The organism is Kosakonia sp. S42 (assembly GCF_016624785.1).
GTDB classification, from domain to species: Bacteria; Pseudomonadota; Gammaproteobacteria; order Enterobacterales; family Enterobacteriaceae; genus Kosakonia; species Kosakonia cowanii.
In genome coordinates this window covers 37,983-63,719 of the sequence record NZ_JACVTW010000014.1, presented here as the reverse complement: position 1 = coordinate 63,719, position 25,737 = coordinate 37,983, and the positions used below count along the sequence as shown (strand labels likewise).

The 25,737-nt window shown below is 57.4% G+C and carries 25 protein-coding genes and 1 pseudogene; 14 read left to right on the top strand and 12 right to left on the bottom strand.

The features are described 5' to 3' along the window. The first annotated feature begins 51 nt into the window (after positions 1-51). On the top strand, positions 52-981 hold the full coding sequence (menA, locus tag IAE50_RS16260; protein ID WP_200580711.1) for a 1,4-dihydroxy-2-naphthoate polyprenyltransferase: 930 nt from the start codon (positions 52-54) through the stop codon (positions 979-981). A 92-nt stretch (positions 982-1,073) separates the two neighbouring features. After that, positions 1,074-1,559, top strand: coding sequence for a ribonuclease E activity regulator RraA (rraA, locus tag IAE50_RS16255; RefSeq protein WP_023479360.1), 486 nt, complete (start codon positions 1,074-1,076; stop codon positions 1,557-1,559). A gap of 82 nt (positions 1,560-1,641) precedes the next feature. Here the strand turns inward: rraA and zapB are convergent, their stop codons facing one another. Continuing rightward, entirely contained in the window at positions 1,642-1,887 is a 246-nt protein-coding gene (zapB, locus tag IAE50_RS16250; RefSeq protein WP_023479321.1) for a septal ring assembly protein ZapB, read from the bottom strand. Positions 1,888-2,379: 492 nt separating this feature from the next. On the opposite strand from zapB, the gene IAE50_RS16245 reads away from it, so the two are divergent. The 4 genes from IAE50_RS16245 to fpr all read left to right on the top strand — a co-directional run bounded on the left by IAE50_RS16245 (position 2,380) and on the right by fpr (position 6,722). Then, positions 2,380-3,231, top strand: coding sequence for an MIP/aquaporin family protein (locus IAE50_RS16245; protein WP_023479322.1), 852 nt, complete (start codon positions 2,380-2,382; stop codon positions 3,229-3,231). A 21-nt stretch (positions 3,232-3,252) separates the two neighbouring features. After that, on the top strand, positions 3,253-4,761 hold the full coding sequence (gene glpK, locus IAE50_RS16240) for a glycerol kinase GlpK (protein WP_076768846.1): 1,509 nt from the start codon (positions 3,253-3,255) through the stop codon (positions 4,759-4,761). A 107-nt stretch (positions 4,762-4,868) separates the two neighbouring features. Further along, complete coding sequence (gene glpX / locus IAE50_RS16235; RefSeq protein ID WP_042717041.1) at positions 4,869-5,879, top strand: class II fructose-bisphosphatase; 1,011 nt, start codon at positions 4,869-4,871, stop codon at positions 5,877-5,879. A 96-nt stretch (positions 5,880-5,975) separates the two neighbouring features. Continuing rightward, positions 5,976-6,722 (top strand): ferredoxin--NADP(+) reductase, encoded by a 747-nt coding sequence (gene fpr, locus IAE50_RS16230; RefSeq protein WP_042717039.1) that lies wholly within the window; start codon positions 5,976-5,978, stop codon positions 6,720-6,722. Here the strand turns inward: fpr and IAE50_RS16225 are convergent, their stop codons facing one another. Further along, on the bottom strand, positions 6,723-7,142 hold the full coding sequence (locus IAE50_RS16225) for a DUF805 domain-containing protein (protein WP_200580710.1): 420 nt from the start codon (positions 7,140-7,142) through the stop codon (positions 6,723-6,725). Between the two features lie 113 nt (positions 7,143-7,255). Between IAE50_RS16225 and IAE50_RS16220 the strand changes: the two genes are divergently transcribed. Continuing rightward, positions 7,256-7,855 carry a DUF1454 family protein gene (locus tag IAE50_RS16220; protein WP_042717036.1) on the top strand — a complete coding sequence of 200 codons (600 nt, stop codon included), beginning with the start codon at positions 7,256-7,258 and terminating at the stop codon, positions 7,853-7,855. Positions 7,856-7,962: 107 nt separating this feature from the next. Next, positions 7,963-8,730: a triose-phosphate isomerase gene (gene tpiA / locus IAE50_RS16215; RefSeq protein WP_023479339.1), complete on the top strand. Its 768-nt coding sequence runs from the start codon at positions 7,963-7,965 to the stop codon at positions 8,728-8,730. A gap of 39 nt (positions 8,731-8,769) precedes the next feature. Here the strand turns inward: tpiA and IAE50_RS16210 are convergent, their stop codons facing one another. From IAE50_RS16210 to cpxP, 6 genes are all read right to left on the bottom strand, one after another. After that, on the bottom strand, positions 8,770-10,074 hold the full coding sequence (locus IAE50_RS16210) for an SLC13 family permease (protein WP_054804132.1): 1,305 nt from the start codon (positions 10,072-10,074) through the stop codon (positions 8,770-8,772). 73 nt (positions 10,075-10,147) lie between these two features. Further along, positions 10,148-10,906, bottom strand: a complete 759-nt coding sequence (locus IAE50_RS16205; protein ID WP_200580709.1) for a CDP-diacylglycerol diphosphatase — start codon at positions 10,904-10,906, stop codon at positions 10,148-10,150. Positions 10,907-11,018: 112 nt separating this feature from the next. Next, entirely contained in the window at positions 11,019-12,008 is a 990-nt protein-coding gene (locus tag IAE50_RS16200) for a sulfate ABC transporter substrate-binding protein (RefSeq protein WP_200580708.1), read from the bottom strand. Positions 12,009-12,154: 146 nt separating this feature from the next. After that, positions 12,155-13,117 (bottom strand): 6-phosphofructokinase, encoded by a 963-nt coding sequence (gene pfkA / locus IAE50_RS16195; protein WP_023479317.1) that lies wholly within the window; start codon positions 13,115-13,117, stop codon positions 12,155-12,157. A 201-nt stretch (positions 13,118-13,318) separates the two neighbouring features. Continuing rightward, positions 13,319-14,203, bottom strand: a complete 885-nt coding sequence (fieF, locus tag IAE50_RS16190) for a CDF family cation-efflux transporter FieF (protein ID WP_094422585.1) — start codon at positions 14,201-14,203, stop codon at positions 13,319-13,321. 149 nt (positions 14,204-14,352) lie between these two features. After that, positions 14,353-14,847: a cell-envelope stress modulator CpxP gene (gene cpxP, locus IAE50_RS16185; RefSeq protein ID WP_023479354.1), complete on the bottom strand. Its 495-nt coding sequence runs from the start codon at positions 14,845-14,847 to the stop codon at positions 14,353-14,355. A 151-nt stretch (positions 14,848-14,998) separates the two neighbouring features. On the opposite strand from cpxP, the gene cpxR reads away from it, so the two are divergent. Then, a complete protein-coding gene (gene cpxR, locus IAE50_RS16180) occupies positions 14,999-15,697 on the top strand; it encodes an envelope stress response regulator transcription factor CpxR (RefSeq protein WP_034812606.1) in 699 nt (232 codons plus the stop codon). Beyond that, positions 15,694-17,067 carry an envelope stress sensor histidine kinase CpxA gene (gene cpxA / locus IAE50_RS16175; protein ID WP_023479308.1) on the top strand — a complete coding sequence of 458 codons (1,374 nt, stop codon included), beginning with the start codon at positions 15,694-15,696 and terminating at the stop codon, positions 17,065-17,067. Before cpxR ends, cpxA begins: the two co-directional genes overlap by 4 nt. On the opposite strand, the pseudogene yiiM reads toward cpxA, so the two are convergent. Beyond that, positions 17,032-17,773 (bottom strand): annotated as a pseudogene (gene yiiM, locus IAE50_RS16170) (6-hydroxyaminopurine reductase). The gene cpxA and the pseudogene yiiM sit on opposite strands and share 36 nt — an antisense overlap. A 162-nt stretch (positions 17,774-17,935) precedes the next feature. Between yiiM and IAE50_RS16165 the strand changes: the two are divergent. Further along, the gene (locus IAE50_RS16165; RefSeq protein WP_200580706.1) at positions 17,936-18,838 is read left to right on the top strand and encodes a dihydrodipicolinate synthase family protein; all 903 of its coding nucleotides are present in this window, start codon (positions 17,936-17,938) and stop codon (positions 18,836-18,838) included. A 78-nt stretch (positions 18,839-18,916) separates the two neighbouring features. Here IAE50_RS16165 and sodA read toward each other — a convergent pair whose 3' ends face one another. Continuing rightward, positions 18,917-19,537: a superoxide dismutase [Mn] gene (gene sodA / locus IAE50_RS16160; protein ID WP_042712334.1), complete on the bottom strand. Its 621-nt coding sequence runs from the start codon at positions 19,535-19,537 to the stop codon at positions 18,917-18,919. Between the two features lie 289 nt (positions 19,538-19,826). Here sodA and rhaT point away from each other — a divergent pair, with 289 nt between their 5' ends. After that, complete coding sequence (gene rhaT / locus IAE50_RS16155) at positions 19,827-20,861, top strand: L-rhamnose/proton symporter RhaT (protein WP_200580705.1); 1,035 nt, start codon at positions 19,827-19,829, stop codon at positions 20,859-20,861. Here rhaT and rhaR read toward each other — a convergent pair whose 3' ends face one another. Continuing rightward, positions 20,862-21,710, bottom strand: a complete 849-nt coding sequence (gene rhaR / locus IAE50_RS16150) for an HTH-type transcriptional activator RhaR (protein ID WP_200580704.1) — start codon at positions 21,708-21,710, stop codon at positions 20,862-20,864. It lies immediately after the preceding gene. Positions 21,711-21,783: 73 nt separating this feature from the next. Then, positions 21,784-22,620, bottom strand: coding sequence for an HTH-type transcriptional activator RhaS (gene rhaS / locus IAE50_RS16145; RefSeq protein WP_200580703.1), 837 nt, complete (start codon positions 22,618-22,620; stop codon positions 21,784-21,786). Between the two features lie 301 nt (positions 22,621-22,921). On the opposite strand from rhaS, the gene rhaB reads away from it, so the two are divergent. Together rhaB and IAE50_RS16135 are read left to right on the top strand one after the other, a co-directional pair. After that, a complete protein-coding gene (gene rhaB, locus IAE50_RS16140) occupies positions 22,922-24,391 on the top strand; it encodes a rhamnulokinase (protein WP_200580702.1) in 1,470 nt (489 codons plus the stop codon). Continuing rightward, positions 24,388-25,647, top strand: coding sequence for an L-rhamnose isomerase (locus tag IAE50_RS16135; protein WP_042712295.1), 1,260 nt, complete (start codon positions 24,388-24,390; stop codon positions 25,645-25,647). The genes rhaB and IAE50_RS16135 overlap by 4 nt, the downstream gene beginning before the upstream one ends. The last annotated feature ends 90 nt before the right edge of the window (positions 25,648-25,737 follow it).

Genomic DNA, 25,737 nt, shown 5'->3' with positions numbered 1-25,737 from the left:
TTTCATCACACTCGATGGGGGCTTATGCCCCCATTTTTATTGGCCGGACTTATGAACGATACGCACTCTCTGAGCCTTACCCAGGCATGGCTGGAAAGCCTGCGACCGAAAACGTTGCCGCTGGCCTTTGCCGCTATCGTGGTGGGAACCGTGCTTGCCTGGTGGCAGGGCTACTTCGATCCGCTGGTGGCGGCGCTGGCGCTGATCACCGCCGGTTTGCTGCAAATCCTCTCTAACCTCGCGAATGATTACGGCGATGCCATTAAAGGCAGCGATAAGCCGGATCGCATCGGTCCCCTGCGCGGGATGCAAAAAGGGGCGATCTCCCTTGGGCAGATGAAGCGCGCCCTGCTTATCGTGATTGTGCTGAGCTGCATTTCCGGGCTCGGGCTGGTGAGCGCAGCGACCCAGACGATGGCCGATTTTGTCGGCTTCCTCGCACTCGGCGGGCTGTCGATTATCGCCGCCATCACCTATACCGTCGGCAAGCGGCCGTATGGTTATCAGGGGCTGGGCGATATTTCGGTGCTCACCTTCTTCGGCTGGATAAGCGTGATGGGAAGCTGGTATTTGCAGGCGCATACGCTGATTCCCGCGATCTTCCTGCCCGCCACCGCCTGCGGTTTGCTGGCGACGGCGGTGTTGAATATCAATAACCTGCGCGATATCGATAGCGATCGCGAAAACGGTAAACACACGCTGGTGGTGCGCTTAGGCCCGGTGAATGCCCGCCGTTATCACGCCGGTTTGCTGGCGGGCGCGCTGCTCTGCTTTGCACTCTTCAACCTGATTTCGCTCCACAGCCTCTGGGGCTGGCTGTTTTTACTTGCCGCGCCGCTGCTGTTTAAACAGGCGAGTTATGTGCTGCGCGAGCGCGATCCGCGCGCGATGCCGCCGATGCTCGAACGCACCGTGAAAGGCGCGCTGCTGACTAATCTCCTGTTTGTACTGGGGATTATTTTGAGCAAGACGCTCGCCTGAGTGCCAAAAAACAATTAAAAATTGATGCTTTTGCCAACAGCGCGCGATGCGCGATATACTTACGGCTCTCGCAGCAACTGAACGTAAATCCTATGAAATACGATACTTCTGAGCTTTGTGACATCTACCAGGAAGAGGTCAACGTCGTCGAACCGCTGTTCTCCAACTTTGGCGGTCGCTCCTCTTTCGGCGGGCAAATCATCACGGTGAAATGTTTCGAGGATAACGGGTTGCTTTACGATCTGCTCGAACAGAATGGCCGTGGTCGCGTGCTGGTCGTCGACGGCGGCGGTTCTGTACGCCGGGCGTTAGTCGACGCCGATCTCGCGCGTCTGGCGGCGCAAAACGAGTGGGAAGGGATGGTGGTCTACGGCGCGGTGCGCCAGGTGGACGATCTGGAAGAGCTGGATATCGGCATCCAGGCGATGGCCGCGATCCCGGTTGGCGCAGCGGGCGAAGGCATTGGCGAAAGCGATATCCGCGTCAACTTCGGCGGCGTGACCTTCTTCTCCGGCGACCATCTTTATGCCGATAACACCGGCATTATTCTCGCCGAAGATCCTCTCGATATCGAATAAACGAAAGGGCACCTGAAGGTGCCCTTTTTTGTCGGTATCAGCGCGCAGCCAGCGCCGCTACGCCACAAAAGATAAAGCGTAATTACACTTCTTCCATGCGGCCCAGCAGCGCCTGCAGACGCTCCTGCCAGCCGTGCTGCTGCTCGCGCAGCTGTTGGTTTTCGCGCTCCAGCTCTTCACGGCTCTGGTGTGCAGAGTGAACGTCCTGCGACAGGCTGTTGTTCTTCTCTTTCAGTTCTTCGATTTCCATCTGCAGCAGGGTGATGGTATCAATCGCCTGCTGTACTTTTGCTTCCAGTTTCTCAAACACTTCTAATGACATAGTCATACTTCTCCTGAGTGGCAAGGCGTTGATGGACTTACACCTCATTATTCGCCAGGCAAATAGGTTACCCCTCTGCCCGCTAAATTATGCGTGTCTTTAAGCGTCCTCGTCCCGCAGAGCGGCGACGCCTTAATACAATGAGCGGATTTCGCTTGTTACCGATTGTATGAATCGCGCCAGCCCCTGTCCAGCGTGGAGCGGCGCTGTTTGCGCTTTGCAACACTTTTCGTCCTCATCCTGGTGCAATCCGCTTCGCTACCCCGTAATTGTTAATGCCCGGGTTACAAAAATGATTCAGCTCTCATTTCGTATTGGTGCAAAAACGCGCGACACCGCTCGTAAACGCTCATTTTATTGACGCAGTACACACATTTCGATTTCGATATTTCTCGTTTTTGCTCGTTAACGATAAATTAACACTATGTCTACACGACATCATGGGGGTGCTGTTTCCCTCTGCCTACAATAACCATTAAACTTCTGCAGGATCCGATTATGAGTCAGACACCAACCGTAAAAGGCCAGTGCATTGCCGAGTTTCTCGGTACCGGGTTGTTGATTTTCTTCGGCGTGGGATGTGTTGCAGCGTTAAAAGTGGCGGGTGCCACCTTTGGCCAGTGGGAGATCAGTATCATCTGGGGTTTGGGCGTGGCGATGGCCATCTACCTGACCGCAGGGGTTTCCGGCGCGCATCTTAATCCGGCTGTAACCATTGCACTTTGGCTCTTCGCGAGCTTTGACGGACGCAAAGTTGTTCCTTTTATTTTTTCTCAATTTGCCGGCGCGTTTTGCGCGGCTGCACTTGTTTACGGGCTTTACTACAATCTTTTCCTCGACTTCGAACAGACGCACAATATGGTACGCGGCAGCGTCGAAAGTCTTGATCTGGCTGGCATCTTTTCAACCTACCCCAACCCGCACATCAATTTTGTGCAGGCCTTCGCTGTTGAGATGGTCATTACCGCTATTCTGATGGGTGTGATTATGGCGCTGGGCGATGATGGCAACGGCGTGCCGCGCGGCCCAATGGCTCCGCTGCTGATCGGTCTGCTGATCGCGGTCATTGGTGCTTCCATGGGTCCGCTCACCGGCTTTGCCATGAACCCGGCGCGTGACCTTGGACCGAAGACCTTCGCCTGGCTCGCCGGCTGGGGTAACGTCGCCTTTACCGGCGGCAAAGATATTCCCTACTTCCTCGTGCCGCTGTTTGGGCCGATTGTAGGCGCGGCGCTTGGCGCGTTCAGCTATCGCAAACTGATCGCCCGCCATCTGCCGTCTGGAACCAGTGAGGCTGCGAAAGAGAAAGGCACCGCCTCCACCACGGCTCAACAAAAAGCTTCGCTGTAATGTGACTACGGGATCATAACTATGACTGACAAAAAATATATCGTTGCGCTCGACCAGGGCACTACCAGCTCCCGCGCCGTTGTGATGGACCACGATGCCAACATCATTAGCGTTTCACAGCGCGAATTTGAACAAATCTACCCGAAGCCAGGCTGGGTTGAGCATGACCCGATGGAAATTTGGGCATCACAAAGCTCCACGCTGGTCGAAGTGCTGGCGAAAGCAGATATCAACTCCGACGAGATTGCCGCCATCGGCATCACTAACCAGCGCGAAACCGCGATTGTCTGGGAGCGTGAAACCGGCAAACCGATTCATAACGCCATCGTCTGGCAGTGCCGCCGCACCTCTGAGATCTGCGAAAAGCTCAAACGCGATGGCATGGAAGATTACATCCGTAGCACCACCGGGCTGGTGATCGACCCCTACTTCTCCGGCACCAAAGTGAAGTGGATCCTCGACCACGTTGAAGGTTCGCGCGAGCGTGCTAAACGCGGCGAACTGCTGTTCGGCACCGTTGATACCTGGCTTATCTGGAAAATGACCCAGGGGCGCGTACACGTCACCGACTACACCAACGCCTCACGCACCATGTTGTTCAACATCCACACGCTGGAGTGGGACGACAAAATGCTGGAAGTGCTGGATATCCCGCGCGCAATGCTGCCGCAGGTGCGTAAATCCTCCGAAGTGTATGGCCAGACCAACATCGGCGGTAAAGGCGGCACGCGTATTCCTATCGCCGGTATTGCGGGCGACCAGCAGGCGGCGCTGTTTGGCCAGCTCTGCGTGAAAGAGGGGATGGCGAAAAACACCTACGGCACTGGCTGCTTTATGCTGATGAACACCGGCGAGCAGGCGGTGAAATCCGATCATGGCCTGCTGACCACCATCGCCTGCGGCCCGAAAGGCGAAGTGAACTATGCGCTGGAAGGCGCGGTGTTTATGGCTGGCGCCTCCATTCAGTGGCTGCGCGATGAGATGAAGCTGATCAATGACGCATTCGACTCCGAATACTTCGCTACTAAAGTGAAGGACACCAACGGCGTCTACGTTGTTCCGGCCTTCACCGGCCTGGGCGCGCCCTACTGGGACCCGTATGCACGCGGCTCCATCTTCGGCCTGACCCGCGGCGTTAACGCGAACCACATCATTCGTGCGACGCTGGAGTCGATTGCCTTCCAGACCCGCGACGTGCTGGAAGCGATGCAGGCTGACTCCGGCATTCGCCTGCACGCGCTGCGTGTGGATGGCGGCGCGGTGGCGAATAACTTCCTGATGCAGTTCCAGTCGGACATTCTCGGCACGCGCGTTGAGCGTCCGGAAGTGCGCGAAGTGACCGCGCTGGGTGCCGCTTACCTGGCGGGTCTGGCGGTCGGTTTCTGGCAGAATCTGGATGAGTTGCAGGAGAAAGCAGTAATCGAGCGCGAATTCCGTCCGGGCATCGAAACGACCGAGCGTAACTTCCGCTACAGCGGCTGGAAAAAAGCCGTTAAACGCGCGATGGCGTGGGAAGAACACGAAGAGTAATCGCTCCACTTATGCCCTCTCCCTGCCGGGAGGGGGCATCTGCCTCACCCCCCTCCTCTTTTCACTGTGTTAAACTTCGCGCAATTTCTTTCAAAACTGAGTGTGTGATGAAACGAGAACTTGCCATCGAATTCTCCCGTGTTACCGAAGCTGCGGCGCTGGCTGGCTATAAATGGCTGGGGCGCGGCGATAAAAACACGGCGGACGGCGCAGCGGTACACGCTATGCGCATTATGCTCAACCAGGTCAACATTGACGGCACGATTGTCATCGGCGAAGGGGAGATCGACGAAGCGCCGATGCTCTTTATCGGTGAGAAAGTGGGCACCGGCAAAGGCGACGCGGTAGATATTGCCGTCGATCCGATTGAAGGGACGCGCATGACGGCGATGGGCCAGGCCAACGCGCTGGCGGTGCTGGCGGTCGGTGACAAAGGCTGCTTCCTCAACGCGCCGGACATGTATATGGAAAAGCTGATCGTCGGTCCCGGTGCCAGAGGCGCTATCGATCTCAACCTGCCCTTAGCCGATAACCTGCGCAATATCGCCGCCGCACTCGGCAAACCGCTCAGCGAGCTGACGGTCACCATTCTTGCCAAGCCGCGCCATGATGCGACCATCGCCGAGTTACAGGCGCTGGGCGTGCGCGTGTTTGCCATTCCTGACGGCGATGTCGCCGCCTCGATCCTCACCTGCATGCCCGACAGCGAAGTGGATGTGCTCTACGGGATTGGCGGCGCGCCGGAAGGCGTGGTGTCGGCGGCGGTGATCCGCGCGCTGGATGGCGATATGCAGGGCCGCCTGCTGGCGCGTCACCAGGTGAAAGGCGACAGCGAAGAGAACCGCCGTATCGGCGAGCAGGAGCTGAAACGCTGCCGCGGTATGGGCATTGAGGCGGGCAATGTGCTGCGCCTCGATGAGATGGCGCGCAGCGATAATGTCATCTTCTCTGCCACCGGCATCACCAAAGGCGATCTGCTGGATGGCATTACGCGCAAAGGCAATATGGCGACCACCGAGACGCTGCTGATCCGCGGTAAATCGCGCACCATTCGCCGGATTCAATCGATCCATTATCTGGATCGTAAAGACCCGGACGTACAACGGCATATACTGTAAGTCTATTTGTTCAATTGAGCTTTCCGGCCCGCGCGGGCTGGAAATCTCAGGCGACAACCACCAGGATAAGGCAACGTTACAGAACAGGAGAGAACCATGGCGGATTGGGTAACAGGAAAAGTCACAAAGGTGGAATTCTGGACCGATGCACTCTTCAGCCTCACCGTACATGCCCCCGTTCAACCCTTCACTGCCGGACAGTTCGCCAAGCTTGGGCTGGAGATTGACGGCGAGCGTGTGCAGCGCGCTTACTCCTACGTCAACGCGCCGAGCAATCCCGATCTCGAGTTCTATCTCGTCACCGTTCCGGAAGGCAAACTGAGCCCGCGCCTGGCTGCCCTGCAACCGGGCGATGAGCTGTTAATTGTCAGCGAAGCCGCCGGCTTTTTCGTGCTGGAAGAGGTGCCGGAGTGCGAAACACTCTGGATGCTGGCAACCGGCACGGCCATCGGGCCTTATCTGTCGATGCTGCAGGAAGGGAAAGATCTTGAACGGTTCAAAAATATCGTCCTGCTGCACGCGGTGCGCTACGGTGCGGATCTAAGCTACCTGCCGCTGATGCTGGAGCTGCAAAAGCGCTATGAAGGGAAGCTGCGCATTCAGACGGTGGTCAGCCGCGAGACGCTCTCCGGCTCTTTAACCGGGCGCGTTCCGGCGCTGATTGAGAGCGGCGCACTGGAGGAAGCCGTCGGTCTGCCACTGACCGCCGAGACCAGCCATGTGATGCTGTGCGGCAATCCGCAGATGGTGCGCGACACCACACAGTTGCTGAAAGATACCCGGCAGATGGCCAAACATCTGCGCCGCCGTCCTGGGCATATCACCGCTGAGCACTACTGGTAATCAGCGGAACTTCACCTCGAGTGTCTCGCTGCCAAAACGGTTTTTGCCCTGGGTGCCGAGCATCGCGCCCAGGTCGATCATCATTACCACGATAATCGCCACCGGGATCAGGCGTCCCACCGCCCACGCCAGCGTGCCGTCGAGCATCGCCCAGTTACCTGACAACAGCATCCACGCCAGCACCATCAGCAGCGCCCAGCCGCCGTGACGACCGCGATCGTGCAGCCGTTTGACCATCACGCAGGCGGTCGGCCAGATCAGGCAGACGAGGATAAACGCCGCCGTCTGAAAATCGAGCATGCCATTATTCGCCAGCACAAACAGCAGGGTCATGCTCACCACCCACAGCACCATCCAGATCCAGAAATCGCGGCGTCCAATGCGCCCCTTAAACGAAAACAACCACTGCTGTATGCCCATGTAAGGTTCCTTATTATCGTAATAGCGGCTAGTGTACCCTGGCGGCGGGAGTTTTTGACAAGGCCGCCCAATCTCGTTTTAATCGTCAGCACACTCTACAGAGGGCGATGTGAATGAAAGCACGGCGTTACCACTTTTGGCTGCTCTTTTCCGCGCTGGCGTTCTGCGCGCCGGGTTGGGCAGAAGAGGCGCCAGCCGCCGTCACCGCACCGTACTTACTGCCGGGCGCCCCCACCTTTGATGAATCGATCAGCCAGTTCCGGGAGAAGTTCAATACCGACAATCCCACCCTTGCGCTGAACGAGTTTCGCGCTGTTGATAGCCGCAGCGATCGTGCCAACCTGACGCGCGCGGCGACGCGTATCAATGATTATCTCTATGCCTCCACGGCGCTGGAGCGCGGCACATTAAAGATCAAATCGATGCAGATCACCTGGCTGCCGGTACAGGGGCCGGAGCAGAAAGCGACGAAAGCGAAGGCGCAGGAGTATATGAGCGCTTTTATTCGCGCCTTCTCTCCGACCATGACCGCGGCGCAAAGCATGCAAAAAGTACAAAAACTGCTGACCAACGGCAAAAACAAGGCTTACTACGCTGAGACGGAAGGCGCGGTACGCTATGTGGTGGCAGACAACGGCGAAAAGGGGCTAACCTTCGCGGTTGAACCGATTAAGCTGACGCTATCTGAACCTCTGGAAGGGAACAATAAATGACAAAAAGCAAAGCCTTTCAGGGGAGGGATCTCTATACTGTTTCTCAGACCATGCTGCCCTGATGGGCGGCCATTTTCATTAATTCGCCAAGCGCGTGGAGAGTAAAAATGCGACATCCTTTAGTGATGGGTAACTGGAAGTTGAACGGCAGCCGCCACATGGTAAACGAACTGATTGCCAACCTGCGTACCGAACTGGCGGGCGTTTCAGGCTGCGGCGTGGCGATTGCGCCGCCGAACCTCTACCTGGATCTGGCAAAACACGCCGCTGACGGCAGCCACATCATCCTCGGCGCGCAGAACGTTGATACCAACCTCTCTGGCGCGTTCACCGGCGAAACCTCCGCTGAAATGCTGAAAGATATCGGCGCTAAATACATCATCATCGGCCACTCTGAGCGTCGTACTTACCACGCTGAATCCGATGAGCTGATCGCGAAAAAATTCGCCGTGCTGAAAGAGCAGGGTCTGGTTCCGGTGCTGTGCATCGGTGAAACCGAAGCGGAAAACGAAGCGGGTAAAACCGAAGAAGTGTGCGCTCGCCAGATCGACGCCGTACTGAAAACGCAGGGCGCGAGCGCGTTCGAAGGCGTGGTTATCGCGTACGAACCCGTTTGGGCGATCGGTACCGGCAAATCCGCTACCCCGGCGCAGGCTCAGGCCGTGCACAAATTTATCCGTGACCACATTGCTAAAGCCGACGCGAAAGTGGCTGAGCAAGTGATCATCCAGTACGGCGGTTCTGTTAACGCCAGCAACGCGGCAGAACTCTTTGCCCAGCCGGATATCGACGGCGCGCTGGTTGGCGGTGCTTCCCTGAAAGCCGACGCCTTCGCAGTGATCGTTAAAGCTGCTGAAGCCGCTAAACAGGCGTAATGCTGCTGTTACCCTCTCCCGCCCGGGAGAGGGTCTCTTCTACAATTTCCCCAGTACTTTAAACCACGCGTAATCAAGCGGCAGCAACAGCAGATAACTCACCAGCGCCAGCGCCAGACAGAGCAGCATCCCCGCGCGCGCAGGCACTTTACCGAGCGCCATCGCCACCACAATCGGCGAAGCCTGATAGGGCAACAGCGGCGTCGAATACCCCAGCACCTGAATCATAATCACCGACAGCAGCGGGAAACCGGTAGCGTCGGCAAAGCTTTGCGCCAGCGTGGTAAACAGCGCCGGGACGCCGTTGGCGGTCATAATAAAATTGAGCGCGGTGGTAATGCCGGTGAGCGCGAGAAAACTGGTGAACGGGCGTTCGGCATCGAGCGGCATCACATGCAGCAGCGCATCGCCCACCGCGCTACCGATACCGGTTTGCGTCACGGTGATCGCCAGCCCCAGAATCCCGGCGACATAGATGCAGGTGCGGATATTTACCCCGCTGGAGAACTCATCGCCGGAGATAAAGCCAACGCGCGGTAGCAGCGTAACGAAAGCGGCTGCCAGCCCGGTCCACGCCGGGCCAATGCCGTGCCAGCTCTCCGTTACCCATAGCGTCAGCACCACCGCCAGCAGCCACGCGAGACGCTTCTCATCCCCGCTCATGGGTGTAGAAGGCAGCGCTTCGCGCATCGCCTGCGGTTTACCGGGAAAGAGCCAGCAGATCAGGCCAATCAGGATCGCGCCTTTCAGGATCCCCAGCACCGGCGTGTGCAGCAGCAGATAAGGCAAATAGTTGAGATGGATACCGTAGGAGCCTTCCGCCGCGCCGCTCATCACCAGGTTGGGAACGTTGGCAGGCAGAATGGTTGCCGAAAGTTGGAAGGTGCCGAAACCCACCGCCAGCGCCAGGCCATACCACGCGCGTGTGCCCTCATTGATGCCAGCGCGCGCCGCCATCGCTGCGACAATCGGCATTAACAGCGCAATTCGCCCCATGTTGGAGGGCATAACAAACGCCAGTGCATAGCTGAGCAGCACCACGCTTGCCACCATCTGCGGCCAGGAGCCGGTCATCTTCGCCGACAGCGCCCGCGCCGCGCGATCCGCCAGCCCCGTTTTACGAATAGCCACGCCAAGCACAAAGCCGCTAAACACCAGCCAGAAAGCGGACGAGGCAAAACCGCCAAAAATCACCTCCGGCGGCGCGATTTTCGCGATCATCGCAGCGGTGAAAAAGAGCAGCGCGGTGATGAACTCCGGCAACAGCGACGTCGCCCAGAGAATAATGGTGATACCGACAATGACAGAGGGAAGGAACAGAGGGTGCGAAAGCCAGAGCGACATGCCTGTCTCCTGTAGATTTTTTCAGCAAGTCTACGGGGACAGGCAGAGTGAGTAAATGCGAATTATGGTGGGGTTATTTGAGGATCTCGCACTGATGATCCTGAATCTCTTCCGCCGATGCGCGGTTCAACGCCAGCAGATTTCGCTCTGTCGCCAGCAGCACAAACGAGCCGTCCGACTGCTGCGCCAGCGCCAGTGCAAAGCGCCCCATATGCGCTTTCGCGTCCGGCACCTCTTCCGCCAGCATCAGGAAGGGGCTGCGCTGCGCCAGCTCTGCCGCCGTTACGCGCCGGGCTAAATACTCATGCCCAAGCAGCCCGCCGGGGAATGCCAGCCACTGGCTACTGATGCGCCCGGCATTCTCATCGAGCTTTTCGCGCACGTCGGTACGCAGGCAGGAGATATGAATATGAAAATGGTTCTGCGTGCGGCCAGAGCGGGAGTTAATCGCCAGCGAGACCGCTTCATCCGGGATCGGGCTGCCGCGGCGGGTGCTCATCACATCCCGTGATTGCCAGGACTGCCAGAAGAAGTTCGGCGTCGCAGGCTTAAGCAGTACCGGGCTTTCGGTGCCGTTAATCAGATAGGTGGGCATTAACAAATACTGCAACGGGCCGTTGCGGTCCTTCATTAACACATAGCCGTTTTTGAAATTAACCTGCTCGCAGGGCGCGGGATTGTTGTGATTACGCATATTGGGCAGGCACTGCTGAAAGACGATTTGGCGCAACGCGTCCGGGTTGCTGGTGAACTTCATCCAAATCCATACACCTGCGGCTGCAACAATAATCAGAACCAGCAGGGCAATAATAAGACGTTTAACAGTTTTCATTTTCCGCTTCCTTTGCTGAAAGAAACGGCATAATAGCGCAAAAATTAAACGAAGTGACACCTTGAATTTGCCGGATAGCACTGATGCCATCCGGCTGGTTTAACAGTGAAAATTAGCGTTTGCTGATCTGATCGAAGGTGCCGCCGTTAGCGAAGTGCTCCTTCTGCGCCTTGCTCCAGCCGCCGAACACATCATCAATGGTGAACAATTTCAGTTTCGGGAATTCGCTGGCGTACTTCGCCGCAACCTGCGCATCACGCGGGCGGTAGAAGTTCTTCGCGGCAATCTCCTGACCTTCTGGCGAGTAGAGATATTTCAGATAGGCTTCGGCCACTTTCTGTGTGCCCTTTTTATCCGCGACTTTATCGACCACTGATACGGTCGGCTCGGCGAGGATAGATTCGCTCGGGGTGACGATCTCAAACTTATCTTTGCCCAGCTCTTTGGTCGCCAGCAGCGCTTCGTTTTCCCACGCAATCAGCACATCGCCAATCCCGCGCTCCACGAAGGTGTTGGTCGCGCCGCGTGCACCGGAATCGAGCACTTCGACATTTTTGTACAGCGCTTTAACAAACTCCTGCGCTTTAGCCTGATCGCCGCCGTTCTGATGCAGAGCGTAGCCCCAGGCCGCCAGGTAGTTCCAGCGTGCGCCGCCGGAGCTTTTCGGGTTCGGCGTGATAATGGAGACGCCCGGTTTTACCAGATCGTTCCAGTCGTGGATCTGTTTCGGGTTGCCTTTGCGTACCAGGAAGACAATGGTCGAGGTGTACGGTGCAGAGTTGTCGGGCAGGCGTTTGATCCAGTTTTTGTCGATACGGCCGCGTTCGGCAATCGCGTCAACGTCATAGGCCAGCGCCAGTGTCACCACATCGGCGTCAATACCGTTGATAACCGAGGTCGCCTGTTTGCCGGAGCCGCCGTGCGACTGGCGGATCACCACATTGTCGCCGGTCTCCTGTTTCCAGTGCGCGCTGAACGCTTTGTTGTACTGCTCGTACAGTTCACGCGTCGGATCGTAAGACACGTTCAACAGTTGGATATCTTTTGCCAGTAGGCTGCTGGAAGCCAGCAGCAGCGTTAAGCCCACGCCCCATTTATTCATTGCCCGCTCTCTTCGGTTGTCAATTTTGATGACACCAGCCTGCCAGAAAGGGATCCGATGATTAAAGAATAAAAAAAGATTGGCTATAACTTTGAGGAATATCTTGCGGTAAAAAAACGCCCTCAGCAGCGAGGGCGTAGTGCAGATTAGTAGAGCTTTTTCGCGCAGTCCAGCCAGTCACCTTTGAACGGACGCTTCATATTTTCAATCGCGTCGATGATGTCATGATGCACCATTTTTTCGTTCTGGATGCCGACGCAGCGGCCGCCGTAGCCCTGCAGCAGCAGATCGATAGCGTAGGAACCCATGCGGGAGGCAAGAATGCGGTCGTAAGGCACCGGCGAACCGCCACGCTGGATGTGGCCCAGCACGGTCGCGCGAGTTTCGCGCTGCGTTTCGCTCTCAATGTACTTCGCCAGCTCGTCGATATCGCAGATGTGCTCGGTGATCGCCACAATCGCGTGTTTTTTACCTTTGGCGATACCGGCTTTGATCTCGGCTACCAGGTCTTCGCGGTTGAACTCCACTTCCGGCAGAACGATAAACTCACACCCACCGGCAATGGCTGCGGCCAGGGTCAGATCGCCGCAGTAACGGCCCATCACTTCAACGATGGAGATACGCTGGTGTGAAGAGGAGGTGTCGCGCAGGCGGTCAATCGCTTCAACCACGGTTTGCAGCGCAGTGAAGTAGCCGATGGTGTAGTCGGTACCGGCAACGTCGTTATCGATGGTGCCCGGCAGACCGATGCACGGGAAGCCCATTTCGGTCAGGCGCTTTGCGCCCATGTAGGAGCCGTCGCCGCCGATAACGACCAGCGCGTCAATGCCGCGCTTTTTCATGTTTTCGATAGCCACGGCACGGATATGCTCTTCGCGGAACTCCGGGAAGCGGGCAGAGCCGAGGAAGGTACCGCCGCGGTTGATCATGTCAGACACGCTGTAGCGGTCGAGCTGGATCATCCGGTCTTCATACAGGCCCAGGTAGCCGTCGTAGATACCTGCAACTTCCAGACCTTCTGTTAATGCTGCACGGACAACGCCGCGGATGGCGGCATTCATGCCTGGCGCATCACCGCCGCTTGTCAACACACCGATTTTTTTAATCATGACTACCTCTGAACTTAGGAATGCAAAATAAAATTCTGTGGCCCGAAGCAACTCCCACGGGGAGCGAACAACAATGCTGCAAATAGTATCTCAATCCATTACTGCTGAATTGATTCAGGTCAGGCGAAATGGGGGTATTTTATACACAACCGCACTGCCTGACCCACACTTAAAAAACGCGTTACGAAAGCCTCTGCGGGCTTATCGTCCTTGAGGAACAACTGAGCACGGATCCTGATGAATAATCACATCGGAACCGGGGAAACGGCGCAAAATCGCCTGCTCGACCTGTTCAGCGACAAGGTGCGCCTCAACCAGCGGCAGGTGATCGTCCATTTCCAGATGTATTTGAATAAAGCGGGTCGGCCCTGACTGCCGCGTGCGAAGATCGTGAGCGCCTCTGACGCCCGGCCAGGAAGTGACAATATCAACAATTTCCTGACGCTCTCCATCGGGTAGTGCGCGATCCAACAGCGCCTGTACCGCCTCATACCCCATACGCAACGCACTGTACAAGATATAGCCGCCGATACCCAGCGCAAACAGCGCATCCGCCCGGTGCCAGCCATACCACGCCAGCCCAAGCGCGATGAGAATAGCGCCGTTCATCATAACATCAGACTGATAATGAAGCATATCCGCGCGCACCGCCTGGCTGTGTGTTTTGCGCACAACCCAACGCTGAAAGGTGACCAGAATCACGGTGCTGATCAGCGCCACCAGCGTGACGGCAACGCCAATTCCCGCACTCTGCAAGGGCTCCGGCCGCGCAAGGTGCTGAATGCCGGTTAAAAAGAGGAACAGCGCGGAGCCGGAGATAAACATACTCTGCGCCAGCGCGGCTAACGACTCCGCTTTGCCGTGCCCGAACGTATGCTCCTCATCCGCCGGTTGCAGCGAATAGCGCACCACCAGCAGGTTGGTGAGCGACGCGGCGATATCCACCAGCGAATCGACCAGCGCCGCCAGAATACTGACCGAACCGGTATGCCACCAGGCGAAAATTTTAATCACCAGCAGCAGCGACGCCATGATGGTTGCCGCCATTGCCGCCCGTGTGACCAGCCGTCCATAAGATGCTTTCATACACGCTCCTGCTTGTCGTTGGCGGAATTATAACGGATAGCAAAAGGAGCAATGGAGAAAATAGGGGCAGGAATTGCGGGCAAAAAAAACCCCCACATCATGTGGGGGAAGACAGGGATGGTGTCTATGGCAAGGAAAAACAGGGGTTGTTACCTGGTACTGCTGCTACTCATTACCGTCAACGGGGAGCTTTTTTGCATCTGCGCAACGTTACGCAGCTTTGCCATCCGTTGTTGGTGCTTCTGGTTTAAAACCGCTTGCTGCTCCGGCGTTAGCAGGTGGTACATCTGGTTGCGGACTTTCGCCATCTCAACCTGGCGAGCGACCTGCTCCTGCGCCATTTTTTCAGCCTGAGCGCGTACAGCGGTTTCATCAAATTTATCTGCGGTGACAAGGCTGTGCATTGTCTCCATTTCGCTAACATTAACAGGTGGCTGGTCGTGCCGCGCCTGTGTCATCAGATCCCGCATCTGCTGGCGCTGATGTTCGGTCAGATTAATACCGTCGAACATATGGCTCTGAACACTGCGCTGTGCAATCCCCTCAGTGGGGTGCCAGTTATCGCCTGTTACGGCTTCAGCAGCCTGGCTAACAGCGCTTAATGTCAGCGTTGAGGCCATGACGGCAGCGGTAACGATGCGCATCATTTACTCCAGTAACCTATTTGTCTCACGAGTGAACGAAAATCAGTCTACGATTCAGGCTGCAAACATGCGTCAGGGGGTGTAAAACAACGTAAAGTCATGGATTAGCGACGCTTGATGACGTAATTTCTGCCTCGGAGGTATTTAAACAATGAATAAAATCCTTTTAGTAGATGATGACCGAGAGCTGACTTCCTTGTTAAAGGAACTTCTCGACATGGAAGGTTTTAACGTGCTCGTTGCCCATGACGGTGAACAGGCGCTCGACCTCCTTGATGACAGCATCGATTTGCTTTTGCTCGACGTGATGATGCCGAAGAAAAACGGCATTGATACCCTTAAAGAGCTACGCCAGACACACCAGACACCGGTAATCATGCTTACAGCCCGCGGCAGCGAGCTGGATCGCGTTCTCGGCCTTGAGCTGGGCGCGGATGACTATCTTCCGAAACCCTTTAACGATCGTGAACTCGTGGCGCGTATTCGCGCGATTTTGCGCCGCTCCCACTGGAGCGAACAGCAGCAGAACAGCGACAGCGGTTCGCCGACGCTGGAAGTGGACGCGCTCAGCCTCAATCCTGGCCGCCAGGAAGCGAGCTTTGACGGCCAGTCGCTGGAGCTTACCGGCACCGAATTCACCCTGCTCTACCTGCTGGCTCAGCATTTAGGCCAGGTAGTGTCGCGTGAACATCTGAGCCAGGAAGTGCTGGGTAAACGCCTGACGCCGTTCGATCGCGCCATCGACATGCATATCTCCAACCTGCGCCGCAAACTGCCGGAGCGTAAAGATGGGCATCCGTGGTTTAAAACCCTGCGCGGCCGCGGTTATCTGATGGTCTCCGCTTCATGATAGGAAGTTTGACCGCCCGCATCTTCGCCATCTTCTGGTTAACCCTGGCGCTGGTGTTGATGCTGGTATTGATGGTGCCAAAGCTGGACTCCCGCCAGATGACGGAGCTGCTCGACAGCGAGCAGCGCCAGGGTCTGATGATTGAACAGCATGTGGAAGCGGAGCTGGCTAACGACCCGCCGAACGATCTGATGTGGTGGCGCAGGCTGTTTCGCGCCATCGACAAATGGGCGCCGCCCGGTCAACGTCTGCTGCTGGTCACCAGCGAAGGGCGCGTGATCGGCGCGGAGCGCAGCGAAATGCAGATCATCCGCAACTTTATCGGCCAGGCCGATAACTCCGATCATCCGCAGAAGAAAAAGTATGGCCGCGTCGAAATGGTGGGCCCCTTCTCGATTCGCGACGGGGAAGATAACTACCAGCTCTACCTGATCCGTCCTGCCAGCAACTCGCAATCTGATTTTATCAACCTGCTGTTCGACCGCCCGCTGCTGCTGCTGATCGTTACCATGCTGATCAGTTCACCGCTGCTGCTGTGGCTGGCGTGGAGCCTGGCAAAACCGGCGCGTAAGTTGAAAAACGCGGCGGATGAGGTGGCGCAAGGCAACCTGCGCCAGCATCCGGAGCTGGAAGCCGGGCCGCAGGAGTTTCTCGCCGCCGGGGCCAGTTTTAACCAGATGGTGAGCGCCCTGGAGCGCATGATGACCGCGCAGCAGCGTCTGCTGTCGGACATCTCTCACGAACTGCGCACGCCGCTGACGCGCCTGCAACTGGGCACCGCGCTATTGCGTCGTCGTAGCGGAGAGAGCAAAGAGCTGGAGCGCATTGAAACCGAGGCGCAGCGGCTGGACAGCATGATCAACGATCTGCTGGTGATGTCGCGCAACCAGCAGAAAAACGCGCTGGTCAGCGAAACGGTCAAAGCCAATCAGCTGTGGCATGAAGTGCTGGATAACGCCGCGTTCGAAGCCGAGCAGATGGGCAAATCCCTGACGGTCACCTTCCCGCCCGGGCCGTGGCCGCTGTATGGCAACCCCAACGCGCTGGAGAGTGCGCTGGAGAATATTGTCCGCAACGCGCTGCGCTACTCCCACACCAAAATCGAAGTGAGCTTTGCGGTGGATAAAGAGGGCATCACCATCAACGTTGATGACGACGGCCCTGGCGTCAGCGCAGAAGATCGCGAGCAGATTTTCCGTCCCTTCTACCGCACCGACGAAGCGCGCGACCGCGAATCGGGCGGCACTGGCCTTGGGCTGGCGATTGTCGAAACGGCAATTCAGCAGCATCGCGGCTGGGTGAAAGCGGACGACAGCCCGTTAGGCGGTTTACGCTTAACCCTCTGGCTGCCGCTCTACAGACGCGCATGATAACGCGCCCTCTCCTGCCGGAGGGGGCGTTTTTTTATCCGCGCAGCCGCCGGGCGTTATCCTCAACCTTGCCGCTCAGGCGCCGCTTCTGCATCGTGCGCGTCCAGCTTGCCGATAACCCCGCCGCCGCCAGCAGGCGCTGATACTGCTCATCATCAAACGGTTGATACCAGGCGATCGCTGCTGCCTCATGAACGCTGACATCGCTTACCCTTGATACCAGCTCTAAAGGCGCGTCAGCGGCGACTTTGCCTGCGGCAATCACCCGGTAGAGCCAGCCCATGCGACCGCTCGCCTGCATCTGCGTGGCCATATCCTCAATGCCGAAGTGGTAGTTGAGCTTAAAGCAGGGCGAGCGTGGCTGCGTCACCTGAATCAGCGTCTCGCCCCAGCGAAAGATATCGCCGATAAAGACATTCTGTTCCGTCAGCCCGACGGTAGAGAGGTTTTCGCCGAAGGCGGGCGCGCAAAAGAGTGCGGCCTGTTGCGGGAAGGCTTGCGCCCAGTGCGTGTAGTGTTCACGCGGATAGTGGCACAGCGCGCGATCGGCCCCGCCGTGGTAGCTTTTCTCTGCCTGCTCATCGCCGGCAAGGCCCATTTCGGTCAGAGTCAGTTCCCCCTGCACCTGCAATTTGGCGATGGCGCTCGGTCGGCTGCCCGCATAATCCCTTATCTTGCCCCTGAAAACGTTAACCTGATGGCGCATCTTCCCTCCCGGAATGCCGTTGTTGGTCGCGTTATTAGAGCACACTTTTTTCTCACCCGAAGCGGTGAAAATGAGACATTCATACGCGTGTCTGACGCCCTGCCGTGTTATCACTTACCTTGAGTTTTGAAACGCAATTTCATTAAACGAGGAGAGAGCGACGTGGCCACTACAGTTCCATTTTCCGGCGTCTGGTGCCCTTCCATCACGCCGATGGATCGTGAAGGGAGTATCGATCTGGCAGGCTTAGCGCAACACATTGCCCGCCTGAACGCGGCAAAAGTCGATGTCGTGCTGCTAATGGGCAGCATCGGGGAGTTTGCTTCGTTTTCGCTGGAGGAGCGCTTGATGCTTATCCGCGAAGCGCGGGAGATGACGCCGGGCACGCTGGTAGCAAACGTCTCCTCCCCCTGCTTTTCCGATGTGGTGCGCATGGCGCAGGAGGCCAGGCGCGTCGGGTATGACGCAGTAATGGTGCTGCCACCCTATTACTACGGGCAGACCAGCGGGCAGTTATTGCACTACTTCCGCGCCATCGGCCAGGCGGTTGAGGGCAAGTGGTTCGCCTATAATTTCCCGGCACGCACCGGCTGCGATTTAACGCCGGAGCTGGTCGCCACCCTGGCCGCCGAGTTTCCTGATTTTGCTGGCATCAAAGATACGGTCGATTGTCAGTCCCACACGCGGAACATGATCCTCGCCACCCAGGCGGTACGTAGCGATTTCGCCGTGTTGAGCGGCTACGACGAGTACTACATCCCGAACTTGCTGGCAGGCGGCGCAGGGGTGATCTCCGGGTTGAATAACGTCATGCCAGAGCTATTTGTGCAGGCGAGAGAAGCCTGGCGCACCGGCGATCTCGACGGGTTGAGTAAAGCGCAGCAGGAGATCGGCAAGTTTATGGCGATCTACGCCATCGGGGATGATTTCGTCACCACCATCAAAACCGTGGTATCACGTAAATTTGGCTACTCGACGCCCGTCTCGCGCAACGTCGGCGGCACGCTCAGCGACGCGCAGTGTGCCATCGTCGACCAGCTGTTTAGTATCACCTCGCGAAGGTAAACCGCAGGCAATAAAAAACCCCCGACGGCGAAGCCGGACGGGGGTTGACCTCACGCAAGCGTGGGGAAGTGTGCGAACTTATTTTTTAGCGGCGAAACGTGCTGCTGCTTCGTCCCAGTTCACCACGTTCCAGAACTCTTTGATGTAGTCCGGGCGGCGGTTCTGGAATTTCAGGTAGTAAGCGTGTTCCCACACATCCAGACCGATGATCGGGAAGCCGGATGCGCCAGAGATCGCTTCACCCATCAGCGGGGAGTCCTGGTTTGCGGTAGAGACCACAGCCAGTTTGTCGCCTTTCAGTACCAGCCATGCCCAGCCGGAACCGAAGCGGGTTGCAGCCGCTTTTTCAAATTCAGCTTTGAAGTTGTCCACGGAACCGAAATCGCGCTCGATAGCCGCTTTCAGATCGCCCTGCAGGGTAGTGCCGACTTTCAGGCCTTTCCAGAACAGGCTGTGGTTAGCGTGGCCGCCCGCGTTGTTACGCAGTACGGTTTTCTTGTCGGCCGGCAGCTGGTCCAGCTTGGTGATCAGCTCTTCAACCGGCAGGCTTGCGAACTCCGGCAGGTTTTCCAGCGCGGCGTTAGCGTTGTTTACGTAGGTCTGGTGATGTTTAGTGTGATGGATTTCCATCGTCTGCTTGTCGAAATGAGGCTCAAGGGCATCATACGCATACGGCAGAGCGGGCAGTGTATAGCTCATTTTCATCTCCATTTTTAGTCTGGCGGCTTAATTGTTAACGCCGCGTAAGCAGTTGGATCATTATAGTTAATTACGTGATATTGAAAATGTTTATCAATGCCGTAGTTTCTATAAGGTTATCTATTTTAGTTATGTTCTTGAAATTGTGAAGCTGCTCATTCCCATCATGCCCTGATTGCCAGCGCCAGGCGCAGCGCGGCAATCGTCTCAAGGTTAAATCGTTTACTGATTTTTACACTCTGCGAGTCGGCGACCTCTGTCCCGGCCATAAAAACAAAAGGAGTGCACAATGAGTAACGCGATTACGATGGGTATTTTGTGGCATTTGATAGGCGCGGCCAGTGCTGCCTGTTTCTATGCCCCGTTCAAAAAGGTCAAACAGTGGTCATGGGAGACGATGTGGTCGATAGGCGGCCTCCTCTCCTGGATAGTCCTCCCCTGGAGCATCAGCGCACTGTTACTGCCCGATTTCTGGGCCTATTTCAGCTCGTTTAATGCCTCCACCCTGCTGCCGGTCTTTCTCTTCGGCGCGATGTGGGGCGTTGGCAATATCAATTACGGTTTAACGATGCGCTATCTCGGCATGTCGATGGGCATCGGTATTGCTATCGGCATCACGCTGATTGTCGGCACCCTGATGACGCCGGTGCTCAACGGCACTTTTGGCGTGCTGATCCATACCGAAGGGGGCCGGATGACGCTGCTTGGCGTGCTGGTTGCCCTGATTGGCGTCGGCATTGTGACGCGCGCCGGGCAGTTAAAAGAGCGCAAAATGGGCATCAAAGCCGAAGAGTTCAACCTGAAAAAAGGGCTGGCGCTGGCCGTCATGTGCGGCATCTTCTCAGCCGGGATGTCCTTTGCGATGAACGCCGCCAAACCGATGCACGATGCCGCCGCGGCGCTGGGCATTGATCCGCTCTATACCGCGCTGCCAAGCTATGTGGTGATCATGGGCGGCGGCGCTTTGGTCAACCTTGGCTTCTGCCTTATCCGCCTGGCAAAAGTGAAGAACTTATCGGTCAAAGCGGACTTCTCACTGGCAACGCCGTTGATTATCAGCAATATCCTGCTCTCCGCGCTTGGCGGCCTGATGTGGTATCTGCAATTCTTCTTCTACGCCTGGGGTCACGCCCGAATTCCGGCGCAGTATGACTACATCAGCTGGATGCTGCACATGAGTTTCTACGTGCTGTGCGGCGGCATTGTCGGGCTGGTGCTGAAGGAGTGGAAAAACGCCGGACGCCAGCCGGTCAGCGTGCTGAGCCTCGGCTGCGTGGTGATTATTATCGCGGCCAATATTGTCGGCCTCGGTATGGCGAGCTAATCAGGCAGCGGCGCGACTGCGATGACGCCACTGTCCTGGCGTCATCCCCACTTCGCGGCTAAAGACCACCGAAAAGTAGTTACTGTCCTCAAACCCGCACTGCATGGCGATGTCGCCAATCATCTGCTCCGAGTGCTGGAGCAGATATTGTGCGTGGCAGATGCGCAGCTGGCGCAGATAGTGGTTGATGGTCATGCCGGTCTGGGAGCGAAACTGCTGGCGCAGGGCGCGCTCGCTGCACTGCTCCTGGTCGCAAAACTGTTCAAGCATAAAGCTGCGATTCAGGCTGCCGGAAAGGGCGGTGATCAGCTTATCCAGCAGCGCTTCGCTGTGGGTGGCGGCAAGGTTATCGGCAGCGAAGCGGTGGCGTTTTAAGGTCATCACCAGCTGGGCAAAGAGCATCTCTGCCATTCCATTCGCCAGCGGATCGCTCTTATTGCTCTCATGCTCCAGCTGGGCAATCACCTGGCGGGCCTGCGTCATACCGCTGCTGCCGATGCGCCAGTGCGGGCTCCACGCCCCGCCGCTAAAGCCCGGAATCAGCGCCGCCCAGTCCAGATTGAGCGTCAGCCGCTCCGGGCAGTAGATGATGTTCTGCAACACCAGATCGTTAACCGAGGCGTAAGAGTGGCAATCCTCGGCGCGAATATAGAAGAGATCGCCGCGCGTAATGCGGTACGGGCGGTTGTTGAGCACATGCAGGCCATTGCCGCGCCACACCATCACCAGCTCATTAAACTCGTGGGTGTGTTCGGCAAACACATGTTGCGGGTAGCGATCCGCCACCGCCACCGCCTGACCGGCGCGCGGAAAAAAGTCGTCCCGACGAAGAATAAGCTGGCCTGTCACATCATCACCTCTGCGTGCACTAACCTGACATTATTAGCCAAAGCGCAGCCAAAAATCGGTGATTCTCTTCTCGTTACTGAAGCAGCGTATCGCGGCCCTGGCGGATCTCGCGCGGGGACCAGCTAAACTCGCGGCGAAAAAGGGTCGAAAAGTGGTTACTGTCGCCAAACCCGCAGCGAAAAGCGATATCCGTTACGCTCTCATCGCTGTGGCGCAACATATGACGAGCTTTGATCAGCCGCAGGCGGTTCAGATAGCGCTGCGGCGTCATGCCGGTGGTCTGTTTAAGCTGACGATGCAGCGTGCGCAACGAGAGCGTGAAGCGCTCGGCAAGCGACGCCCAGCAGATATCCTCCGCGAAGTGATCCTCCAGCCACAGCAGCAACTGGTTAAGCCGCGCATCGCTGTTGCCCATCTCCGCCTGCTGGCTGCTACGGCGCAGCAGCACCAGCAGCTGCATAAAGAGCATTTCGCGGTTAGCAATATCGTGAGTTTCCAGTTCCGCGCCCTGCGCCTCCATCTGGCTGATAATGCCGCGCACCTGCCCCAGCGTCTGCTGGCTCACCCGCCAGTGCGACGGGTAGTGCCCCTCCAGCTCCTGCGGTAACAACTGGTTTAACCCGGCAAGGAACTGGAAAGCATCCGGCGAGCGGTAGAGCACGTTGGTCAGGCAGAGATTATCGGTGTGCTCATAGAGGTGACGGTCATGATCGCGCACAAAGCAGACCGTGCCGCCGCTGATGGTGTAAGGCTGACCGTTAAAGACGTGAATGCCGGAGCCATGCTCAACAATTACAATTTCATGAAAATCATGATGATGCTCAGGGAAAGCCGCCTGCGGCAGCCGCGGCTCAATGGCAACCGGTGATTTACCTGGCGGAAAGAAATCGACGCTATGCAGTATGGTCATGATCGCCCCAGCAAATGAGAAACAGTCTCAAAATAGTAATTAAGGGCGGCCAACCTCACCTTTAATTTTCGACGCCATTTCGCGCATAAGCTGCCCGTTTTTCAAGAAACGCCCGGAAAGATCGGGAAATGTGGCGAGAGTCACAATGGCGCAACGCCGCGTCATCACTGGAATTTGTGAACTCTCTCACGTTCATCTTTGCTTTCTTGCCAGCGCCCCTCCGCCACTGTCAGTAGCAAGAAGGTAGACCCCACGCCCCCTTTTTTAGACTGTCCGCAATGACTCTATGAAGGACCTCATCATGACTTTTCGCCACTGCGTCGCGGTTGATTTAGGTGCCTCCAGCGGACGGGTAATGCTGGCGCGTTACGATCGCCAGAGCCGGGCGCTGACGCTTCAGGAAATTCACCGCTTTGTTAACTGCTTACAAAAAGTCGATGGATTCGACTGCTGGGATATCGACCTCCTTGAAGCCGAGATCCGCACCGGGCTGCAAAAGGTGTGCGAATCCGGCGTGCAGCCTGACAGCATCGGCATTGATACCTGGGGCGTCGATTATGTGCTGATTAACCGCGCGGGCGAACGCGTCGGCCTGCCAATCGCCTACCGCGACAGCCGCACCGACGGCATTATGCAGCGCGCTTTCCAGCAGCCGGGCAAAGCCGATATCTATCGCCGCAGCGGCATCCAGTTTCTCCCCTTCAATACTCTTTATCAGCTGCGCGCGCTGGCGGAACAGCAGCCGCACACCGTAGAGCAGGTGGAACACGCCCTGCTGATCCCGGACTATTTCAGCTTCCGCCTGACCGGGCAGCGCAACTGGGAGTACACCAACGCCACCACCACGCAGCTGGTCAATATCAACACCGACAACTGGGACGCCACGCTGCTCGACTGGGCTGGGGTGCCCGCAAGCTGGTTTGGTACACCAACCCATCCAGGGAATGTGATTGGCAACTGGATCTGCCCGCAGGGCAACGCCATTCCGGTGGTCGCCGTTGCCAGCCATGATACCGCCAGCGCGGTGATCGCCTCGCCGCTGGCCGATAACGATGCGGCATATCTCTCTTCCGGCACCTGGTCATTGATGGGCTTTGAGAGCAAAACGCCCTACACCAGCGACGCCGCGCTCGCCGCCAATATCACTAATGAGGGCGGTGCCGAGGGGCGCTACCGGGTGCTGAAAAATATCATGGGCTTATGGCTGCTACAGCGGGTGCTGAAAGAGCAGAACATCAGCGACCTGCCCGCACTTATCGCCCTTACCGAACAGATCGCGGTCTGCCGCTTCATCATCAACCCCAACGATGAACGTTTTATCAACCCGGCGAATATGAGCGCCGAGATCCAGGCTGCCTGCCGCGACGCGGATCAACCCGTGCCGCAGAGCGCGGCGGAACTGGCACGCTGCATTTTCGACAGCCTCGCTCTGCTCTATGCCGATGTGCTGAGCGAGCTGGCAACCCTGCGCGGCAAGCCCTTTACCCGCCTGCACATTGTTGGCGGCGGCTGCCAGAACCAGTTGTTAAACCAGCTTTGCGCCGACGCCTGCGGTTTGCCGGTGGTCGCCGGGCCGGTTGAAGCCTCAACGCTCGGCAATATTGGCGTACAGCTAATGACGCTCGATGAGCTGACCAACGTCGATCAGTTCCGTCAGGTGGTGGCGGCTAACCACCCCCTGCTCACCTTTACCCCCGATTCTGATAATGAAATCGCCCGCTATGTCGCGCGTTTTCAGCAAAAACGACAGACAAAGGAGCTTTGCGCATGACCACTCAACTTGAACAGGCCTGGGAGATTGCCAGAGAGCGTTTCGCCGCGGTCGGCATCGACGCCGAGGAGGCGCTGCGTCAGCTCGATCGCCTGCCGGTCTCGATGCACTGCTGGCAGGGCGACGATGTGGCCGGGTTCGAAAACCCGGAAGGCAGCCTGACCGGCGGTATTCAGGCCACCGGTAACTATCCGGGTAAAGCGCGCAACGCCGCCGAATTACGCGCCGATCTTGAGCAGGCGCTGAGCCTGATCCCCGGCCCTAAACGCCTTAATCTGCACGCGATTTATCACGAAGCCGATGCGCCCGTGGCGCGTAACGAGATCAAACCAGAGCACTTTAAAAACTGGGTTGCGTGGGCGAAAGCCAACAAGCTGGGGCTCGATTTTAACCCCTCCTGCTTTTCGCACCCGCTCAGCGCCGACGGTTTTACTCTCTCCCACGCCAATGATGAGGTGCGCCAGTTCTGGATTGATCATGTAAAAGCCAGCCGCCGCGTCTCTGCCTCGTTTGGCGAGCAGCTCGGCACGCCGTCGGTGATGAATATCTGGGTGCCGGACGGCATGAAGGATGTCACCGTCGATCGCCTGGCCCCGCGCCAGCGTCTGCTGGCGGCACTGGATGAGGCGATGAGCGAGAAACTGAACCCGGCGCACCATATCGATGCCGTGGAGAGTAAGTTGTTCGGCATCGGTGCCGAGAGCTACACCGTCGGCTCGAATGAGTTCTATATGGGGTACGCCACCAGCCGCCAGACCGCGCTCTGCCTGGATGCGGGCCACTTCCACCCGACGGAGGTGATCTCCGACAAAATCTCCGCCGCCATGCTCTATGTGCCGCGCCTGCTGCTGCACGTCAGCCGCCCGGTGCGCTGGGACAGCGATCACGTGGTGCTGCTGGATGACGAAACCCAGGCCATTGCCAGCGAGATCATTCGCCACAAGCTGTTCGATCGCGTGCATATCGGCCTCGACTTCTTTGACGCCTCTATCAACCGTATCGCCGCGTGGGTGATTGGCACCCGCAATATGAAAAAAGCGCTGCTGCGCGCCCTGCTGGAGCCGGTTGAACAGCTGCGCCAGCTGGAGGCCGACGGCGATTACACCGCGCGCCTTGCGCTGCTCGAAGAGCAGAAATCCCTGCCGTGGCAGGCGGTGTGGGAGATCTATTGCCAGCGCCACGACACCCCCGCCGGTAGCCAGTGGCTTGAGAGCGTGCGGGCGTATGAGCAAGCGGTATTACGCCAGCGCCAGTAACGCTGTACCGGATGGCGAATTACAGAGAAACCGATTCACGTAGGCCGGATAAGCGCAGCGCCATCCGGCAACAGAACCAACAGGAACTCC

Excerpts from the sequence above, each read along its gene's own strand:
- menA (WP_200580711.1), top strand. The coding sequence starts at position 52 with ATGAACGATACGCACTCTCTGAGCCTTACCCAGGCATGGCTGGAAAGC.
- rraA (WP_023479360.1), top strand. The coding sequence starts at position 1,074 with ATGAAATACGATACTTCTGAGCTTTGTGACATCTACCAGGAAGAGGTC.
- zapB (WP_023479321.1), bottom strand. The coding sequence starts at position 1,887 with ATGACTATGTCATTAGAAGTGTTTGAGAAACTGGAAGCAAAAGTACAG.
- IAE50_RS16245 (WP_023479322.1), top strand. The coding sequence starts at position 2,380 with ATGAGTCAGACACCAACCGTAAAAGGCCAGTGCATTGCCGAGTTTCTC.
- glpK (WP_076768846.1), top strand. The coding sequence starts at position 3,253 with ATGACTGACAAAAAATATATCGTTGCGCTCGACCAGGGCACTACCAGC.
- glpX (WP_042717041.1), top strand. The coding sequence starts at position 4,869 with ATGAAACGAGAACTTGCCATCGAATTCTCCCGTGTTACCGAAGCTGCG.
- fpr (WP_042717039.1), top strand. The coding sequence starts at position 5,976 with ATGGCGGATTGGGTAACAGGAAAAGTCACAAAGGTGGAATTCTGGACC.
- IAE50_RS16225 (WP_200580710.1), bottom strand. The coding sequence starts at position 7,142 with ATGGGCATACAGCAGTGGTTGTTTTCGTTTAAGGGGCGCATTGGACGC.
- IAE50_RS16220 (WP_042717036.1), top strand. The coding sequence starts at position 7,256 with ATGAAAGCACGGCGTTACCACTTTTGGCTGCTCTTTTCCGCGCTGGCG.
- tpiA (WP_023479339.1), top strand. The coding sequence starts at position 7,963 with ATGCGACATCCTTTAGTGATGGGTAACTGGAAGTTGAACGGCAGCCGC.
- IAE50_RS16210 (WP_054804132.1), bottom strand. The coding sequence starts at position 10,074 with ATGTCGCTCTGGCTTTCGCACCCTCTGTTCCTTCCCTCTGTCATTGTC.
- IAE50_RS16205 (WP_200580709.1), bottom strand. The coding sequence starts at position 10,906 with ATGAAAACTGTTAAACGTCTTATTATTGCCCTGCTGGTTCTGATTATT.
- IAE50_RS16200 (WP_200580708.1), bottom strand. The coding sequence starts at position 12,008 with ATGAATAAATGGGGCGTGGGCTTAACGCTGCTGCTGGCTTCCAGCAGC.
- pfkA (WP_023479317.1), bottom strand. The coding sequence starts at position 13,117 with ATGATTAAAAAAATCGGTGTGTTGACAAGCGGCGGTGATGCGCCAGGC.
- fieF (WP_094422585.1), bottom strand. The coding sequence starts at position 14,203 with ATGAAAGCATCTTATGGACGGCTGGTCACACGGGCGGCAATGGCGGCA.
- cpxP (WP_023479354.1), bottom strand. The coding sequence starts at position 14,847 with ATGCGCATCGTTACCGCTGCCGTCATGGCCTCAACGCTGACATTAAGC.
- cpxR (WP_034812606.1), top strand. The coding sequence starts at position 14,999 with ATGAATAAAATCCTTTTAGTAGATGATGACCGAGAGCTGACTTCCTTG.
- cpxA (WP_023479308.1), top strand. The coding sequence starts at position 15,694 with ATGATAGGAAGTTTGACCGCCCGCATCTTCGCCATCTTCTGGTTAACC.
- sodA (WP_042712334.1), bottom strand. The coding sequence starts at position 19,537 with ATGAGCTATACACTGCCCGCTCTGCCGTATGCGTATGATGCCCTTGAG.
- rhaT (WP_200580705.1), top strand. The coding sequence starts at position 19,827 with ATGAGTAACGCGATTACGATGGGTATTTTGTGGCATTTGATAGGCGCG.
- rhaS (WP_200580703.1), bottom strand. The coding sequence starts at position 22,620 with ATGACCATACTGCATAGCGTCGATTTCTTTCCGCCAGGTAAATCACCG.
- rhaB (WP_200580702.1), top strand. The coding sequence starts at position 22,922 with ATGACTTTTCGCCACTGCGTCGCGGTTGATTTAGGTGCCTCCAGCGGA.
- IAE50_RS16135 (WP_042712295.1), top strand. The coding sequence starts at position 24,388 with ATGACCACTCAACTTGAACAGGCCTGGGAGATTGCCAGAGAGCGTTTC.